This window comes from Noviherbaspirillum sp. (genome assembly GCF_035254865.1).
GTDB lineage: Bacteria > Pseudomonadota > Gammaproteobacteria > Burkholderiales > Burkholderiaceae_D > Noviherbaspirillum.
The window spans coordinates 1-16,152 of sequence record NZ_DATFAF010000061.1 but is presented as its reverse complement, the minus strand read 5'-3'; the positions used below and the strand labels follow the sequence as shown (position 1 = coordinate 16,152).

Here is a 16,152-nt window from a genome sequence, read left to right as displayed (position 1 = left end):
GACGCCGAGCGCGAAGCCGATCGGATCGGTCTTCAGATCTTGCGCGAGGCGCAGTACGATACCTCCGGCATGATTGCTTTCTTCGGGCGCATGCAAAATGCGACGCGCTCATACACCGATGCCGCGCCGGCGTATCTGCGCTCGCACCCGCTGACGACCGAGCGTATCGCCGACATCCAGGCGCGTATTCGCGATCAGCCTTACCGGCAACACGCCGACAGCATTGATTTCTACCTGATTCGCTCGCGCGTGCGCGTGTTGCAGGATCCGTCGCCGCAGGGATTGCTGGATGCCGAGGTGGCGTTCGAGAAGCAATTGCAGCAAAAGGCGCGCATGCAAATCATCGCCGCGAAATATGGTCAGGCACTGGTCGCGCTACGCCAGGGCGCGCCGGCCAAGGCGCAGGAACTGCTCAAGGATGTGTATGCCGCCATGTCGCCGAGCGGGATGCAGAGCCCGATACTGACCGGTTTGTCGATCGAGATCAAGCTCGCCGCGAACAAGCCCGCCGAGGCGCTCAAGGAGGCCGAAGCGGCGCGGACGAAATACCCATTGTCGCGCGGGATCGCGCAGCAGTATGCGGATGCCTTGATTGCTGCGGACCATCTCGATGACGCGATAGGCTATCTGCGCGACCAGGCGCAGTTGTACCGGCAGGAACCCAAGGTGCAGGAGCAACTGGCAAAGGCTTATGCGGCGCAAGGCAAGCAGGCCTTGCAGCATATCGCCCTCGCGGAATCGTATGCGCTCTCCGGCAGCATGCCGGCCGCGATCGATCAGCTCGGCATTGCGCGTCGTTCGTCGGACGCCTCCTTTTACGATCAGGCTGTGATCGATGCGCGTGAACGCGAGTTCAAGGCGCGCTGGATGGAAGAGATGAAAGAAGGGCAGCAGGAGCGATAAATCCCTCGGCCTCAGTTTGCCGTGGGCTGCGGTTCGGGAACGAACCCGAATTGCTTTGCGATGGCGCTCGCGGCGATCCGTCTTACCGGTATCCGCTTGTCCTTGAAAGCCAGGGTCAGGATGTCCGATGGGTGCGGCTGCACCAGCCACGTCAGCAACTGTTCGTCCCCGACCTGCGTATCCCCGACATACAGCTGCTGCAGGCAATGCGCCATATCGCGGTCATCCACGGCGGCGATTTTTTCTCCGCTTTGCAAGAGCAATTGGCCAGTTTCGGTCATCCAGGCCGCATCCACCTGCGTCAATGGTTCGCGCGTATGCAGGACGAATCCTTCCACCGGATCGACATGGGCGACGAAGGGCGTGACTTCAAGCGTGACGTACACGCGTTGCGGTCCGTTCTGGAAATACCAGCGACCTTGCTCGTGCATGTAATTGCGGTTGATAAAGCCGATCAGCGCCGGATTGACGATCTTGTCGCCGGGCAGTTTCAGTGCTTGCGCGCGCTCGTCGCGCATGCGCCAGTTGCCGCGCGCATCGAGCGCCAGCCAGCCATAACAGTGCGGCACATTCGGCCACTTTGCCATTGCCTGTTTGACGATGTCATCCATTTAACTTCCCTTGCATTCGAGAAAGTCCAGCATGCGCTGCGGCAGCCAGTTGATGCGACCGGGAGGACCTCCGACGACGAAGCCGACATGTCCGCCGTGCGCGGGGTAATCCAGTGTGACACAGGGCGATGCGGTACTTGGCAAATGTTGCGGCGGCAGGAAGGGATCATTCTGCGCGTTCAACACCAGTGTCGGTACCGTGATGTCCGACAGCACATGCTTGGCGCTGGCGCGGTTCCAGTAATCGTCGGTGTCCCGATAGCCGTGCAATGGCGCTGTAACGATATTGTCGAATTCATACAGAGTCCGGGTGCGCAGCATGGTTTCGCGGTCGAACAGCGATGGAAACTGCTTGAGTTTTTGCAGGCATTTGGGTTTCAGGGTCTGAAGGAAAACCCGGGTGTAGATCATGTTCAGGCCGCGTGACAGTGCGGCACCACCGCCGGCCAGGTCAAGCGGTGCGGAAATCGCGCAGGCAGCATCGACGATCTCTGCCTGGTGCTGGGACTCTCCCAGCCAGCGCAGCAGCGCATTGCCGCCGAGCGAAACGCCGGTTGCATAGAATTTGCTGACGCGCGTCTTGTACCTATCCGAGAGGCATCGAATAATCCAGTCCACTTCCTGCGCGTCGCCTGAATGGTAGAAGCGCGGCGCGTGGTTCAGTTCGCCCGAGCAGCCGCGAAAATGCGGTACCGCTCCCGACCATCCCAAGGTGGAGACATGCGCCATCAGCGCGCGCGCGTAATGACTGTCGGACGAGCCCTCCAGGCCGTGGAACATCACGATGAATGGCCGGTCTTGCTGGCCATCGACGAAATCGATATCGATGAAATCGCTGTCCGGTGTCTGCCAGCGTTCGCGGCGATACGCCACATCCGGCTTCGCAATGCAAGTCGCCGGATAAATGGTTTGCAGATGTCCGCCGGGCAGCCAGGAGGGTGCAGGGTATTTCATTCGACAATCTTCACGCATGGACTCATGGTGCGATCCAGCTCAATGCAGCAGCGCTGACACCTTCGCATCCGCCGGCGCCTCTCCGGGTACCACGGAGGCGTGATGCGCCACGATACGCCAGCCCTGCGGCGTTTTCATGTAGACATTGGTCGCAAGGATATGAATATCCTGCTGGCGTGTTGCGGTGCGATGCACCTCTTCGATGATGTTGTGCACCGACGTCATCATGTTCTGTGTCACATGCGATTGCACCGGGCGGATATGGACGCCGCCTTGTTCGAAGATGGATTCCCAGGATGAACGGATCGATGCATGTCCAACCAGTCGCGGCGAGCCCGGATGGATGCAGACGATCTCGTCATCGTCAGCCCACAGCGACATGACGGCCTCGATGTCCGCGCGACTGATGGCGTCATAGAAGAGTGCTTCGGTCTCTTCCGCGGTTTCGAGCAACTTGTTTATTTTTGGCATGGCGGGTATCGGGAAATGCGCAGACTTAATGCGCTAACAAGATTATTTTAAAGCCTAATCCGCGGGCGTCGCCGGCGGACGGTGCGGACCACCTGAACAAAGGATGTTCAAGATCATTCGCTGTTCGGCTTTCCGAACGATAAACCCGTAGGGTCGGGGCGACCGATGCGGTCGAAAAGGATGGCCTGCGGAAAATCAGGCAAGCTTGGGGAAATATCGACTGCGGGTGGGGCCAGAAGTGGGCGGCAGAAAACAGAGCGGCTCGGGAAGATCCCTTGTTCTGAGCGCGTTTTACTGAACTGTAAGTTGACGTCGAAGGTGTCGCCCGCAGCCTGGCTTCAGAGAAACAAGACTGCGGGAGATTCCCGGTCAATGGCCTTTGACGACCGCGCCGGGCTTGAGGCGATACACCGTACCGCAGTACGGACACTTGCCTTCATGATGATTGTCGAGAGCAATGAACACGCGCGGATGCGACGACCAGATCGGCATTGCCGGGTTGGGGCAATAGGCCGGCAGGTCGTGGCCATCCAGTTCGACGTAGCTCATGTTTTGTTTTGCTTGGTTCATGGCATTTTCCAGAAGGGGGTTAAACCAATGTGAGCCAGTGCTGGTATTGCGGCGCCTTGCCGGCGACCACATCGAAGAACAGCGACTGCAGCTTTTCCGTAATCGGGCCGCGCTTGCCTTCGCCGATTTGGCGATTGTCGAGTTCGCGGATCGGCGTGATCTCTGCGGCGGTGCCGGTAAAGAAGGCTTCATCGCAGCAGTACACTTCATCGCGCGTGATGCGTTTTTCGATCACTTCAATTCCGAGGTCGCGCGCCATGGTCAGCACCGAATCGCGCGTGATGCCATCGAGGCAGGATGCGAGGTCGGGCGTATAGATCTTGCCGTTCTTGACGACGAAAACGTTTTCGCCGGAACCTTCCGATACATAGCCGTCGGTATCGAGCAGCAATGCTTCGTCGTAGCCGTCGGCCAGCGCTTCCTGATTGGCGAGGATGGAGTTGATGTAGTAACCGCAAGCCTTTGCACGCACCAGCGAGACATTGACGTGGTGACGCGAGAACGACGACGTCTTCACGCGAATGCCTTTGGTGATGCCGTCTTCACCCAGGTAGGCGCCCCACGGCCATGCGGCGATCGCAACGTGAATCGTGTTGCCCTTGGCGGACACGCCGAGCTTCTCTGAACCGATCCAGACCAGCGGTCGCAGGTAGCAGGATTCCAGCTTGTTTTCGCGCACGACTTGGCGTTGTGCTTCGACGATGGTTTCCATGTCGAACGGGATCTTCATCTGGAAAATCTTGGCCGAGTTGAACAGGCGTTGCGTGTGCTCCTTGAGACGGAAGATCGCGGTGCCCTTTGACGTCTTGTAGGCCCGCACGCCTTCGAATACACCCATGCCGTAGTGCAGGGTATGCGTCAGCACGTGCACCTTGGCGTCGCGCCATTCGATCAGTTCGCCGTCTTTCCAGATTTTTCCGTCGCGGTCGGCCATGGACATGTCGTGTTCTCCAAAAATTGTCGCAAAGCCTCGATTTTACTCCGGATATTTCCGCAGGAGAGAGGGGCTCAAGTGAATTCGAATGCCTTCCTGCGCGACGCGAAGGCTGCACCAGAATCACGGGCGGTTCCGGCAGCCTGAAAAATTCATGGGTAGAATGTGGCCTTCACATTTTTGCAGACCATCCGTGTCTGACTATGGCAATTCGCTTCATGTCGTTTCGGCCTGCAACCACTACCATTATCAAATCTTCAAGCATGAAGGCGTCCCTTGCATTCCCGCGCGCGCTTTCTGCAGGCGATTTGTTTCTCAAACCATGAGCAATTCAGAAGCAGTAATGACACAGCCGGCCTCCATTGATATGGAGAAGCGCGCATTTCGCGAAGGCTTCAAGGCATGCGCGCCGACCATGGCCGGCATCTTCGCCTGGGGTATGGTGACCGGCATGGCAATGGTCAAAACCGGCCTGACCCTCTGGCAGGCACTCGGGATGACTTTCCTGGTCTTCGCCGGTTCGGCGCAGCTGGCGGCCTTGCCGCTGATGGCTGCCAGTGCGCCTGTCTGGGTGGTGTTCCTGACCGCCCTCGTGGTGAATCTGCGTTTTGTCATTTTTGCAGCAGCGATCGCGCCGCATTTTGCCCATCTGCCCTGGTACAAGCGTGTCTGGCACGGGTATTTCAATGCCGACATCACGATGGCCTTGTTCCCGGTCCGCTTTTCCGCCGGCACGGCACATCAGACTGAAGGGAAGGTGGGCTACTTCAATGGCATCGGTTATCCGAACTGGTGCGCGTGGCAGGCCGGCTCGGTGTTCGGCATCCTGATGGCGAGCCAGATTCCGCAAAGCTGGGGCATCGAATTTGCCGGCACGCTTGCCTTGCTGGCAGTCACCATCCCGCTGACCATCAACGCTGCAGCGCTGGTCGGTGTCGTCGTGGCGGGTATTACAGCAGTTGTGGCCGCGTCCATGCCCTATCGGCTCGGTTTGCTGGTCGCGGTCATTCTTGGCATGGTTGCGGCGATGATTGTCGATACTGCTCTGGACAAGAAAAAGGAGAAAGCATGAGCGAGAGCGATATCTGGCTGACGATCGGCTTGCTGACTGTCGCTACCATTCTGACGAGAAGCTCGTTCTTCTTCCTGGGACACGCAGTGAAGTTGCCGCCGAAGGTGCAGCATGCGCTGCGCTATGCACCTGCAGCCGCGCTGGCCGCGATTGTCGCCCCGGACCTGGTGCTTGCCAACAATACCTTGCAGTTGACCTGGGCCAATCCGAAGTTGATGGCGGGGCTTGGCGCGGCGCTGTTTTTTCTGACGACGCGGCATTTGCTTGGGACCATCGTTGCAGGGATGGGTTTGTACACCTTGCTCCGCATCATTTTGTAAGCGGAAAATCGTTTTTCGGGCTTGTCCGGTGCGGTAAAATAGCGGTTTTTCCATTCTTTCAATATTTGTCTGGCAGCCATGCAATTCAACCGATTGAGCGACCTCATCGCACGCAACCAACTCCAGGGCAAACGCGTTTTCATCCGCGCCGATCTCAACGTACCGCAGGATGACGCGGGCAATATCACCGAGGACACGCGCATCCGCGCCTCGGTGCCCGCCATCCAGCAGGCTGTGCAAGCCGGTGCCGCCGTGATGGTGACTTCCCATCTGGGCCGCCCGACCGAAGGCGAATTCAAGCCCGAAGATTCGCTCGCGCCGATCGCCAAGCGCCTCTCCGAATTGCTCGGCATGCCGGTCGAACTGAAGCAGAACTGGGTTGATGGCGTGGATGTCAAACCCGGCCAGGTCGTTCTGCTGGAGAACTGCCGTGTCAACAAGGGCGAGAAAAAGAACAGCGACGAGCTGGCGCAGAAAATGGCGAAGCTGTGCGACGTCTATGTCAACGACGCGTTCGGCACCGCCCATCGCGCGGAAGCAACCACGCATGGCATCGCCAAGTTCGCTCCCATCGCCTGCGCCGGTCCGTTGCTGGCGGCGGAACTCGATGCCCTGGGCAAGGCGCTCGGCCAGCCGAAACGTCCGCTGGCAGCCATCGTCGCCGGGTCCAAAGTGTCGACCAAGCTCACGATCCTGAAAACCCTCGCCGACAAGGTCGACAACCTGATCGTCGGCGGCGGCATCGCCAACACCTTCATGCTGGCGTCCGGCCTGAAGATCGGTAAATCGCTGGCGGAAGCGGACCTTGTCAGCGAAGCGAAAGCGATCATCGATATGATGGCCAAGCGCGGTGCTTCGGTACCCATTCCGGTCGATGTCGTCTGCGCCAAGGAGTTTTCGCCGACCGCGGCCGCGACCGTCAAGGATGTGAAGGACGTGGTCGACGACGACATGATCCTCGACATCGGCCCCAAGACCGCCGAACAACTGGCGCAACAGATCGCGCAGGCCGGCACGGTCGTCTGGAACGGCCCGGTGGGCGTATTCGAGTTCGACCAGTTCGGCGAAGGAACGAAGAAGCTGGCAATGGCGATTGCCGATTCCAAGGCATTTTCGATTGCAGGCGGCGGCGATACGCTGGCCGCGATTGCGAAGTACAACATCGCCGACAAGATCGGGTACATCTCGACCGGTGGCGGTGCCTTCCTCGAATTCCTGGAAGGCAAGACACTTCCTGCTGTCGATATTCTGCAGCAGCGCGCGAAGTAAAACCGTCGGGAGCGGCTGAGCGCCGCCCATCAAGGGCTGTCAAATGATCAGAGCCACCAAAATCGTCGCCACCGTTGGTCCTGCCTCGAGCGGTCCCGAGATCCTCGTTCGGATGATCAAGGCCGGGGTGAACATCGTGCGCCTGAATTTTTCGCACGGCAAGGCGCAGGACCATATTGAACGCGCCAGCCTGGTCCGACAAGCGGCCGCCGCGTGCGGCCGCGAAGTGGCGATCATGGCCGATCTGCAGGGTCCGAAAATCCGGATCGGTAAGTTCGAACAAGGCAAGATCTTCCTTGAAAACGGCAGCAAGTTCGTACTCGACGCCGATTGCGAGCTGGGCAACCAGGCGCAGGTCGGCCTCGACTACAAGGAACTTCCCCGCGACCTTAGACCGGCCGATGTACTGCTGCTCAACGATGGCCTGATCGTGCTGGTGGTCGACAAGATCGTCGGCAGCGCGATCCATACCACGGTGCGGATCGGCGGCGAACTGTCGAACAACAAGGGCATCAATCGCCTCGGCGGCGGTTTGTCGGCGCCGGCCCTGACTGCCAAGGACATGGAGGACATCAAGACCGCGATGAGCTTCCAGGCGGATTACGTTGCCGTGTCCTTCCCGAAGAATGCGACCGACATGATCATGGCGCGGCAGCTCGCGAACATTGCCGGCGAAGCCACCAGGCACAAGCCGCAGATGATCGCCAAGATCGAACGCGCGGAAGCGATCCCGCTGTTGCAGGATATCCTTGATGCGTCCGACGGCATCATGGTGGCGCGCGGCGATCTGGCAGTGGAAGTCGGCAATGCAGCCGTACCGGCACTGCAGAAGCGCATGATCAAGATGGCGCGCGCATCGAACAAGCTGACCATCACCGCGACGCAGATGATGGAGTCGATGATCGTCAATGCGGTACCGACGCGCGCCGAAGTGTCGGACGTTGCCAATGCCGTGCTGGACGGCACCGATGCAGTCATGACCTCGGCTGAGACGGCTTCCGGCAAGTATCCCGTTGAAACCGTGGAGGCGATGGCCGCGATCTGCCTCGAGGCGGAAAAATCCGACGTGGTGAAGCTCGACGCCGACTTCCTGAACGCCACCTTCACCCGCATCGACCAGTCGATTGCCTATGGCGCGCTGTTCACGGCCTACCACTTGCGTGTCAAGGCGATTGTCGCGCTGACCGAATCCGGTTCGACCGCACTGTGGATGAGCCGTCACAACATCGACATCCCGATTTTCGCCGTCACGCCGATTTTGGCCACGCAGCGCAAGGCCGCCTTGTACCGCAATGTGACGCCCTTTGAGCTGGCGCATTCCACCGATCGCGAAGCCGTCTTGAAAGCCGCGCAGGATTTGCTTCTGGCCAAAGGCGTGGTGCAGAAAGGTGACATGATTGTGGTCACCTGGGGCGAACCCATGGGCCAGGTCGGTGGCACGAATGCCCTCAAGATCATGAAGATCGGCGAATATTAAATTTTATTGTCTGGAGAAACAACATGCCTCTCGTATCCATGCGTCAACTGCTCGACCACGCTGCTGAAAACGGCTACGGTCTGCCAGCATTCAACGTCAACAACCTGGAGCAGGTCACCGCGATCATGCAGGCTGCCGATGAAGTTGGCGCGCCGGTGATCATGCAAGCCTCCGCAGGCGCGCGCAAATATGCCGGCGAAGCCTTCCTGCGCCACCTGATCGAAGCAGCTGTCGAAGCCTACCCGCATATTCCGGTCGTAATGCACCAGGACCACGGACAGTCGCCGGCAGTCTGCATGGCGGCGATCAAATCCGGATTTACCTCGGTGATGATGGACGGTTCGCTGATGGAAGATGGAAAATCGGTGGCCAGCTACGAATACAACGTCGAAGTGTCGCGCAAGGTGGTCGAGTTCTCGCATGCGATCGGCGTCACGGTCGAGGCGGAACTGGGCGTGCTGGGCTCGCTGGAAACCATGAAGGGCGACAAGGAAGACGGCCACGGCGCGGAAGGCACGATGACCCGCGAACAGCTGCTGACCGACGTCAACCAGGCTGCCGACTTCGTCAAGCTGACGCAATGCGACGCACTCGCCATCGCAATCGGTACGTCCCATGGCGCCTACAAGTTCTCGCGCAAGCCGACCGGCGACATCCTCGCCATCCAGCGCATCAAGGAAATCCATGCGCGCATTCCGAATACGCACCTGGTAATGCATGGCTCCTCTTCCGTGCCGCAGGAATTGCTGGCCGAGATCCGCCAGTTCGGCGGCGACATGAAAGAGACCTACGGCGTGCCGGTCGAGGAAATCCAGGAGGGCATCAAACACGGCGTGCGCAAAATTAATATCGACACCGACATCCGCCTGGCAATGACCGGCGCGATCCGCCGCTTCTTCATGGAGAACCCGTCCAAGTTCGATCCGCGCGAATACCTGAAGCCGGCGCGCGAAGCCGCCAAGGCGATCTGCAAGTCGCGCTTCATCGCTTTTGGCTGCGAAGGGCAGGCTGCCAAGATCAAGCCGATTTCGCTGGAAAAGATGGCCGAAAAGTACAAAAAGGGTGAGTTGGCCCAGATCGTGCAGTAAAATTGGAACCCGCCCAATATCCTGCTGCGCAGTCCAAGCCCGGACCTGCGATGCTCGCCGTACCATCTGTACGGTTGCGCTTCTCGATTCGACCTCGGACCGCTCGCGACGGATCTTGATCGGCTTCCTGGCCTTGGAAACAAACGACCGGCGGCGTGTAAGGCACCCGCCGGTTTAGCTTTTTTGGAAAGCCTTTATGAACAGCCTCTACCAGTCCACCATCCAGTCTCTTCCGCTGCTCGGCCGCGGCAAGGTGCGCGACAACTACGCCGTCGGCGACGACAAGATCCTGATCGTGACGACCGATCGTCTGTCCGCTTTCGACGTAGTCATGAACGAACCCATTCCCGGCAAGGGCAAGGTCCTGAACCAGATGTCGAATTTCTGGTTCCAGAAGCTGGGCGATATCGTCCCCAACCATCTGACCGGCATCGCCCCTGAATCCGTGGTGCAGGCGAGCGAGGTGGAGCAGGTGCGCGGACGCGCGGTTGTCGCCAAGCGCCTGAAGCCGATCCTGGTGGAGGCGGTTGTGCGCGGCTACATCATCGGTTCGGGCTGGAAAGACTATCAAACGACTGGTGCGATCTGCGGCATTGCCCTGCCCAAGGGATTGCGTCAGGCCGACAAGCTCGCCACCCCGATTTTCACGCCGGCTGCCAAGGCAGAGATGGGCGAGCACGACGAAAACATCAGCTTTGCCGACATGGAAAACCGCATCGGCAAGGAACTTGCTGCGAAGATCCGTGAAGTCAGCATCAAGCTGTACCAGACCGCGGCTGATTACGCGGCCACGCGCGGGATCATCATTGCCGATACCAAGTTCGAATTCGGGCTGGACGAGAACGGCGTCCTGCACCTGATGGATGAAGTGCTCACCGCGGATTCGTCGCGCTTCTGGCCCGCCGATTCCTACGCGCCTGGCATGTCGCCGCCGTCGTTCGACAAGCAATTCGTGCGCGACTATCTGGAGACGCTCAAGGACTGGAACAAGACCGCGCCGGCACCGGCCTTGCCGGCCGATGTGATCGAGAAGACTGGCGCAAAGTACCGCGAGGCGCTGCAGCGCCTGACCGGTGAAACCCTGAAGGATTGACATGACGAAGCAAGCTGCCAATCAAGCCGCTGCACCGCTGGTCGGTGTGGTGATGGGTTCGTCTTCCGACTGGGATGTGATGCAGCATGCGGTCGCAATGTTGAAGGAATTCGGCGTCGAGCATGAAGCGCAGGTGATTTCCGCGCATCGCATGCCGGATCAGATGTTCGCCTACGCGGAAACGGCACGGCAGCGCGGCCTGCGCGCCATCATCGCCGGCGCCGGCGGCGCCGCCCACCTTCCGGGAATGATCGCGGCGAAAACCATCGTCCCGGTTCTGGGCGTGCCAGTCCCATCGAAATATTTGCGCGGCGAAGATTCGTTGCTGTCGATCGTGCAGATGCCTAAGGGCATCCCGGTTTCCACCTTCGCGATCGGCGAGGCGGGTGCGGCCAATGCGGCGCTGACGGCAATCGCGATCCTTGCGACCACTGATGACCAATTGGCGGCGCGTCTGCAGGAATTCCGCGCGAAGCAGACGCAAGCAGCCCTTGCAATGACACTACCGGCATGAGCGACAAGTTATTCCCTTTCGTTCCCTCCGCGACGCCCCCCACCTGGCTGGGCGTGATGGGTGGCGGCCAGCTGGGCCGCATGTTCGCCCATGCAGCGCAAAAAATGGGTTACAAGGTCGCCGTGCTGGAACCGGCCCGCGATTGCCCGGCGGGCCACGCCGCCGATCATTTGCTGTGCGCGGATTACACCGATGAGGCGGCGCTCAAGGAACTGGCAGAGCAATGCGTTGCGGTGACGACTGAATTTGAAAACGTGCCGGCGCAGAGCATGGCGTTTCTGGCGGAACGAACTTTTGTTGCGCCGTCTGCGGCATGCGTATCGATCGCTCAGAACCGACTCGAAGAAAAACGCTTCTTCACCGAATGCGCATCGACTTCGGGCGTGCTGCCGGCACCCTACAAGGCGATAACCAGCGCCGATGACATCGAGATCATCCCCGAGACGCTTTTCCCCGGCATCCTGAAAACGGCGCGCATGGGTTATGACGCCAAGGGCCAGATTCGCGTCAAAACGCGTGAAGAGGCGCGCGCGGCATTCGCGGCATTGAACGGCGTCGACTGCGTGCTGGAAAGGATGCTGCCGCTGGCCTATGAAATTTCGGTACTGACCGCACGCGGCGCGGATGGGCAATCGGTTGTCTATCCGATTGCCGAGAATGTGCACCGCGACGGCATTCTTTTCACGACCACGGTGCCCGGGCCGAACGTGTGCCAGGATGCTGCAGGCAAGGCGCAGGCCGCTGCGCTGACGATCATTGCGCAGCTCGGTTACGTGGGTGTACTGTGCATCGAATTCTTCGTGCTGCAGGATGGATCGCTCGTGGTCAACGAGATGGCGCCGCGTCCGCACAACAGCGGCCACTACACGATTGATGCCTGCATCACCAGCCAGTTCGCGCAACAGGTACGCGCAATGGCGCGCTTGCCGCTGGGCGATGTGCGCCAGCATTCGCCGGCCGTGATGCTCAACATCCTGGGCAATGTGTGGTTTGAAGGCGATAGCGACAAGGCGCGCGAGCCGGCATGGCACAAAGTGCTCGCACTTCCTGGCGCCAACCTGCATCTGTACGGCAAGGAAGATGCGCGGCGCGGGCGCAAGATGGGGCACGTCACCTTTGTCGCGCCCGAACTCGCGCAGGCGCAGGAAAGCCTGCGTGCCGCTTGCGAAATTCTAGGCATCGCTCTCTGATGGAAAAGAATGGCGCGCCATGCCTGACATGACCTTGGATATGCATGCCATTCGATTGGCCGCGCGCAAACTGGAAGAAGGCGAACTGGTCGCCTTTCCAACCGAGACGGTGTATGGCCTGGGCGCGGATGCGGAGAATCCCGCCGCAGTTGGCAAGATTTATGCAGCCAAGGGCCGGCCCGCCAATCATCCCGTGATCGTTCACCTCGCACCGGGCGCCGACATCGGCTACTGGGCAGAGGCGATCCCGCCTGAAGCGGGCAAGCTTATCGACGCCTTCTGGCCAGGTCCGCTGACCTTGATTCTTCGTCGTGCCGCACACATTCCTGACGCGGTGTCGGGTGGCCAGGAATCTATTGGACTGCGCTGTCCATCGCATCCGGTGGCGCAGGCGTTGCTTCGGGAATTCAAAGGCGGGAAGGGCGGTATTGCGGCCCCATCAGCAAACCGGTTCGGCCACGTCAGTCCGACGACAGCACATCACGTTCGAGATGAATTCGGCTCCGCACCGAATAGTCCCGTCGCCTGCATCCTCGATGGCGGGCAGAGCGAAGTCGGCATTGAATCAAGCATTCTCGACTTGTCGCGCACGGCAAGTCATGGTCCGGTGCTGCTGCGTCCCGGACACATCAGTACGGCCGATATCGCCGACATCATCGGAATCCGTCCACGCATGCCCGATGCCGCTGCACCAAGAGCTTCCGGAACGCTGGAATCACATTACGCGCCGAACACACCGGTTGCGTTGGTAGCGCCGGAGCAGTGGAACCATGTTCATGATCGCTTGGTCCTCAACAATCGCCGCGTTGCATCGCTGCGTCGGACAATGCCGCCGATGCCGCTCGCAGTTGCCCAGTTCGGCTTGCCGGCAACGCCTGAGGGTTACGCCCATGAGTTGTATGCTGCCTTGCGCATGATGGACGAGGCGGGAGCGGACATTATTCTCGTCGAATCGCCTCCCATTGACGAACGGTGGCAGGGCGTAAACGACCGTTTGCGCAGGGCAGCGCATGACTCGTCCGGCATTCTTGCGCGCTTGCTGGATGAAGCGCGGTAGTTGCCGCTTCTGGCGCATCGCTTGACCAGGCAGCCACTGCCTTCACTCATTTCATTTATTTCCCTGCGGGAAGCTTAGAGTCCGGGCTCTAAATATTTGCACCGCATTGACCTAGTCAGGGCGCGAGCTTCAATGCCATACTAGGCGATCGAGAATGGAACGCTCGTTCGTTTTTCATTCCTCGAATAAATACGAATAATCAGAGGAGATACAATGCGTCAATCCAAATTCGCAGCGGCGCTGCTGGCCGCGGCATTTCTTGCGTCCTGTGGCGGCGACGTCAAGCCGCAGTTCACTTCCCTGGTGTCATTCGGCGACAGCCTGAGCGATGTCGGTACCTATGCCGTCGGCACGGTCGCACAGCTCGGCGGCGGCAAGTACACCATCAATGGTCCGGATGGAAAGAACTGGATCGAGTTGATGGCGCCGAAATTTGGATTGAGTGCGCCCTGTCCCGCGCAAACCGGGCTGGATGGCGACCCCGCACAAGGCTTCTCGGTTCCGGTCACCAATTCCACCAACTGCACGGCTTACGCACAGGGCGGCGCCCGCGTGACCGATCCTGTCGGTCCCGGCAACAAATTGCTCGGCGGTGTCAACGCCGTTCTGGGCCAGCTCACCGTGCCGGTCGCGACGCAGATTCAGACGCACCTCACCCGCAAGGGTGGAAGCTTCAGCGGCTCGGAGATCGTTTTTGTGCTGGCTGGCGGTAACGATGTATTCATTCAGCTGGCTACCCTCAGCGCGACGGTAAGCGCTGGCGGCGACGCGAATGCGGCATCCACTGCTGCGGTGACCGCAATGGGTACAGCCGGCGCCCAGCTGGCTGGCTACATCAAGAATCAGATTGTCGGCAAGGGAGCGAAATACGTTGCCGTCGTCAATTTGCCTGACGTGAGCAAGACGCCATTCGCCCTGGCGGAAAGTGCGCAGACCCAGGCATTGATCAACACCATGGTCACGACGTTCAATGCGCAATTGTCGGCCGGGCTGTCCGGTGTCGACGTGCTGACGATCGACGCCTATACGGCCAGCCGGGACGAAAGCGCCAATCCGGCGAAATACGGTTTTACCAACACCACTGCGCCGGCATGCGATCTCTCGCCGCAAAAGAATCCGCTTGGATCCTCGCTCGTCTGTACCCGGAATAATCTGATTGCCGGTTCTGTCGACAACTATGAGTTCGCTGACGGCGTGCATCCGACGCCGTATGGCTATCGCGTGCTGGCCGACCTGGTCACTGCGGAGCTGGCCAAAAAGGGCTGGCTGTAAACCATTACGGTATTGGCGCCATCATCCGAAGCGGAGTTTCATTGTCAGGATGAAAAGCGCCAATGCCAGCGTGAGCAGATTGGCGATGATCACAGGCCACGCACCGATCAGCATGCCGTACAGAAACCACAGCGCAACGCCGGTCGTGAAAATGCTGTACATGCCCAGCGACACGCCATCAGCACGGCGTGTCTTCCAGGTAAGCCAGGCTTGAGGGACAAATGCGATGGTAGTGAATGTCGCCGCGAGTGCGCCGACGAGTTCATCGAAGTGCAGGAACAGTGAAAAAGTCATGCGAATGTGTTGATGCGTGTGAGGAGTATCGAGCTTTGACCGCATCTGATGTACAGCATCGGATGCGGTTTTTTTTCGGCAGCGCAGGGATTACTGGAATGCCTGGATGCCCGTTTGCGCGCGTCCCAGGATCAACGCGTGGATGTCGTGCGTGCCCTCATAGGTGTTGACCACTTCCAGGTTCACCAGGTGGCGTGCCACGCCGAATTCATCCGAGATGCCGTTGCCGCCCATCATGTCGCGCGCCATGCGCGCCACGTCCAGTGACTTGCCGCAGGAATTGCGCTTCATGATCGAGGTGATTTCCACTGCGGCGGTGCCTTCATCCTTCATGCGGCCCAAACGCAGGCAGCCTTGCAGGCCGAGCGTGATTTCGGTCTGCATGTCGGCCAGCTTTTTCTGGATCAGCTGGTTGGCCGCCAGGGGCTTGCCGAACTGCTTGCGGTCCAGCACATACTGGCGGGCACGGAACCAGCAATCTTCCGCCGCGCCCAGCGCACCCCAGGCAATGCCGTAACGCGCCGAGTTCAGGCAGGTGAACGGACCCTTCAGGCCGCGCACTTCGGGGAAGGCATTCTCTTCCGGGCAGAACACTTCATCCAGCACGATCTCGCCGGTAATCGAGGCGCGCAGGCCGACCTTGCCGTGGATGGCCGGCGCGGATAAGCCCTTCCAGCCTTTTTCCAGCACGAAGCCGCGGATCACCCCTTCATCGTCTTTCGCCCACACCACGAACACGTCGGCAATCGGCGAATTGGAAATCCACATCTTGCTGCCGGACAGGCTGTAACCGCCCGCCACTTTCTTCGCGCGGGTGACCATCGAACCTGGATCGGAACCATGGTTCGGCTCGGTCAGGCCGAAGCAGCCGATCCATTCGCCGGTGGCCAGCTTCGGCAGGTATTTCTGTTTGGTGGCTTCATTGCCGAATTCGAAGATCGGCACCATGACCAGCGAGGATTGCACGCTCATCATCGAGCGGTAGCCGGAATCGACGCGTTCGACTTCGCGCGCGATCAGGCCGTAGCTGACGTAGTTCAGGCCGGGGCCGCCGTATTGTTCC

At 59.8% G+C, this 16,152-nt stretch carries 18 protein-coding genes; 11 read left to right on the top strand and 7 right to left on the bottom strand.

Annotated features, from left to right (window positions below):
• Nucleotides 1-903 (top strand): M48 family metalloprotease (locus VJ651_RS14830; protein WP_324108197.1); only part of this gene is annotated, 903 nt, incomplete at its 5' end.
• A gap of 11 nt (nucleotides 904-914) precedes the next feature.
• Here VJ651_RS14830 and VJ651_RS14825 read toward each other — a convergent pair.
• From VJ651_RS14825 to VJ651_RS14805, 5 genes are all read right to left on the bottom strand, one after another.
• Nucleotides 915-1,514: a DUF2946 family protein gene (locus tag VJ651_RS14825; protein WP_324108196.1), complete on the bottom strand. Its 600-nt coding sequence runs from the start codon at nucleotides 1,512-1,514 to the stop codon at nucleotides 915-917.
• The gene (locus tag VJ651_RS14820; RefSeq protein ID WP_324108195.1) at nucleotides 1,515-2,468 is read right to left on the bottom strand and encodes a YheT family hydrolase; all 954 of its coding nucleotides are present in this window, start codon (nucleotides 2,466-2,468) and stop codon (nucleotides 1,515-1,517) included.
• 39 nt (nucleotides 2,469-2,507) lie between these two features.
• Entirely contained in the window at nucleotides 2,508-2,939 is a 432-nt protein-coding gene (locus VJ651_RS14815; protein WP_324108194.1) for a nuclear transport factor 2 family protein, read from the bottom strand.
• Between the two features lie 369 nt (nucleotides 2,940-3,308).
• A complete protein-coding gene (locus tag VJ651_RS14810) occupies nucleotides 3,309-3,509 on the bottom strand; it encodes a zinc-finger domain-containing protein (protein ID WP_136419768.1) in 201 nt (66 codons plus the stop codon).
• A gap of 19 nt (nucleotides 3,510-3,528) precedes the next feature.
• Nucleotides 3,529-4,449, bottom strand: coding sequence for a branched-chain amino acid transaminase (locus VJ651_RS14805; RefSeq protein ID WP_324108193.1), 921 nt, complete (start codon nucleotides 4,447-4,449; stop codon nucleotides 3,529-3,531).
• A 337-nt stretch (nucleotides 4,450-4,786) separates the two neighbouring features.
• On the opposite strand from VJ651_RS14805, the gene VJ651_RS14800 reads away from it, so the two are divergent.
• From VJ651_RS14800 to VJ651_RS14755, 10 genes are all read left to right on the top strand, one after another.
• Nucleotides 4,787-5,515 (top strand): AzlC family ABC transporter permease, encoded by a 729-nt coding sequence (locus tag VJ651_RS14800; RefSeq protein ID WP_324108192.1) that lies wholly within the window; start codon nucleotides 4,787-4,789, stop codon nucleotides 5,513-5,515.
• A complete protein-coding gene (locus tag VJ651_RS14795; RefSeq protein ID WP_136419765.1) occupies nucleotides 5,512-5,835 on the top strand; it encodes an AzlD domain-containing protein in 324 nt (107 codons plus the stop codon). Before VJ651_RS14800 ends, VJ651_RS14795 begins: the two co-directional genes overlap by 4 nt.
• Before the next feature lie 78 nt (nucleotides 5,836-5,913).
• On the top strand, nucleotides 5,914-7,104 hold the full coding sequence (locus tag VJ651_RS14790) for a phosphoglycerate kinase (protein WP_324108191.1): 1,191 nt from the start codon (nucleotides 5,914-5,916) through the stop codon (nucleotides 7,102-7,104).
• A gap of 43 nt (nucleotides 7,105-7,147) precedes the next feature.
• Nucleotides 7,148-8,581 (top strand): pyruvate kinase, encoded by a 1,434-nt coding sequence (pyk, locus tag VJ651_RS14785; protein WP_324108190.1) that lies wholly within the window; start codon nucleotides 7,148-7,150, stop codon nucleotides 8,579-8,581.
• Between the two features lie 23 nt (nucleotides 8,582-8,604).
• A complete protein-coding gene (gene fba, locus VJ651_RS14780; protein ID WP_324108189.1) occupies nucleotides 8,605-9,669 on the top strand; it encodes a class II fructose-bisphosphate aldolase in 1,065 nt (354 codons plus the stop codon).
• Nucleotides 9,670-9,865: 196 nt separating this feature from the next.
• Nucleotides 9,866-10,762, top strand: a complete 897-nt coding sequence (locus tag VJ651_RS14775; RefSeq protein WP_324108188.1) for a phosphoribosylaminoimidazolesuccinocarboxamide synthase — start codon at nucleotides 9,866-9,868, stop codon at nucleotides 10,760-10,762.
• A gap of 1 nt (nucleotide 10,763) precedes the next feature.
• Nucleotides 10,764-11,276, top strand: coding sequence for a 5-(carboxyamino)imidazole ribonucleotide mutase (purE, locus tag VJ651_RS14770; RefSeq protein ID WP_136419760.1), 513 nt, complete (start codon nucleotides 10,764-10,766; stop codon nucleotides 11,274-11,276).
• The gene (locus tag VJ651_RS14765) at nucleotides 11,273-12,466 is read left to right on the top strand and encodes a 5-(carboxyamino)imidazole ribonucleotide synthase (RefSeq protein WP_324108187.1); all 1,194 of its coding nucleotides are present in this window, start codon (nucleotides 11,273-11,275) and stop codon (nucleotides 12,464-12,466) included. The genes purE and VJ651_RS14765 overlap by 4 nt, the downstream gene beginning before the upstream one ends.
• 19 nt (nucleotides 12,467-12,485) lie before the next feature.
• A complete protein-coding gene (locus VJ651_RS14760; RefSeq protein ID WP_324108186.1) occupies nucleotides 12,486-13,523 on the top strand; it encodes an L-threonylcarbamoyladenylate synthase in 1,038 nt (345 codons plus the stop codon).
• A 213-nt stretch (nucleotides 13,524-13,736) separates the two neighbouring features.
• Entirely contained in the window at nucleotides 13,737-14,795 is a 1,059-nt protein-coding gene (locus VJ651_RS14755) for an SGNH/GDSL hydrolase family protein (RefSeq protein ID WP_324108185.1), read from the top strand.
• A gap of 21 nt (nucleotides 14,796-14,816) precedes the next feature.
• Here the strand turns inward: VJ651_RS14755 and VJ651_RS14750 are convergent, their stop codons facing one another.
• Nucleotides 14,817-15,089 (bottom strand): SemiSWEET transporter, encoded by a 273-nt coding sequence (locus tag VJ651_RS14750; RefSeq protein WP_324108184.1) that lies wholly within the window; start codon nucleotides 15,087-15,089, stop codon nucleotides 14,817-14,819.
• A 90-nt stretch (nucleotides 15,090-15,179) separates the two neighbouring features.
• On the bottom strand, nucleotides 15,180-16,152 hold a 973-nt coding region (locus tag VJ651_RS14745), incomplete at its 5' end, for an acyl-CoA dehydrogenase (RefSeq protein WP_324108183.1).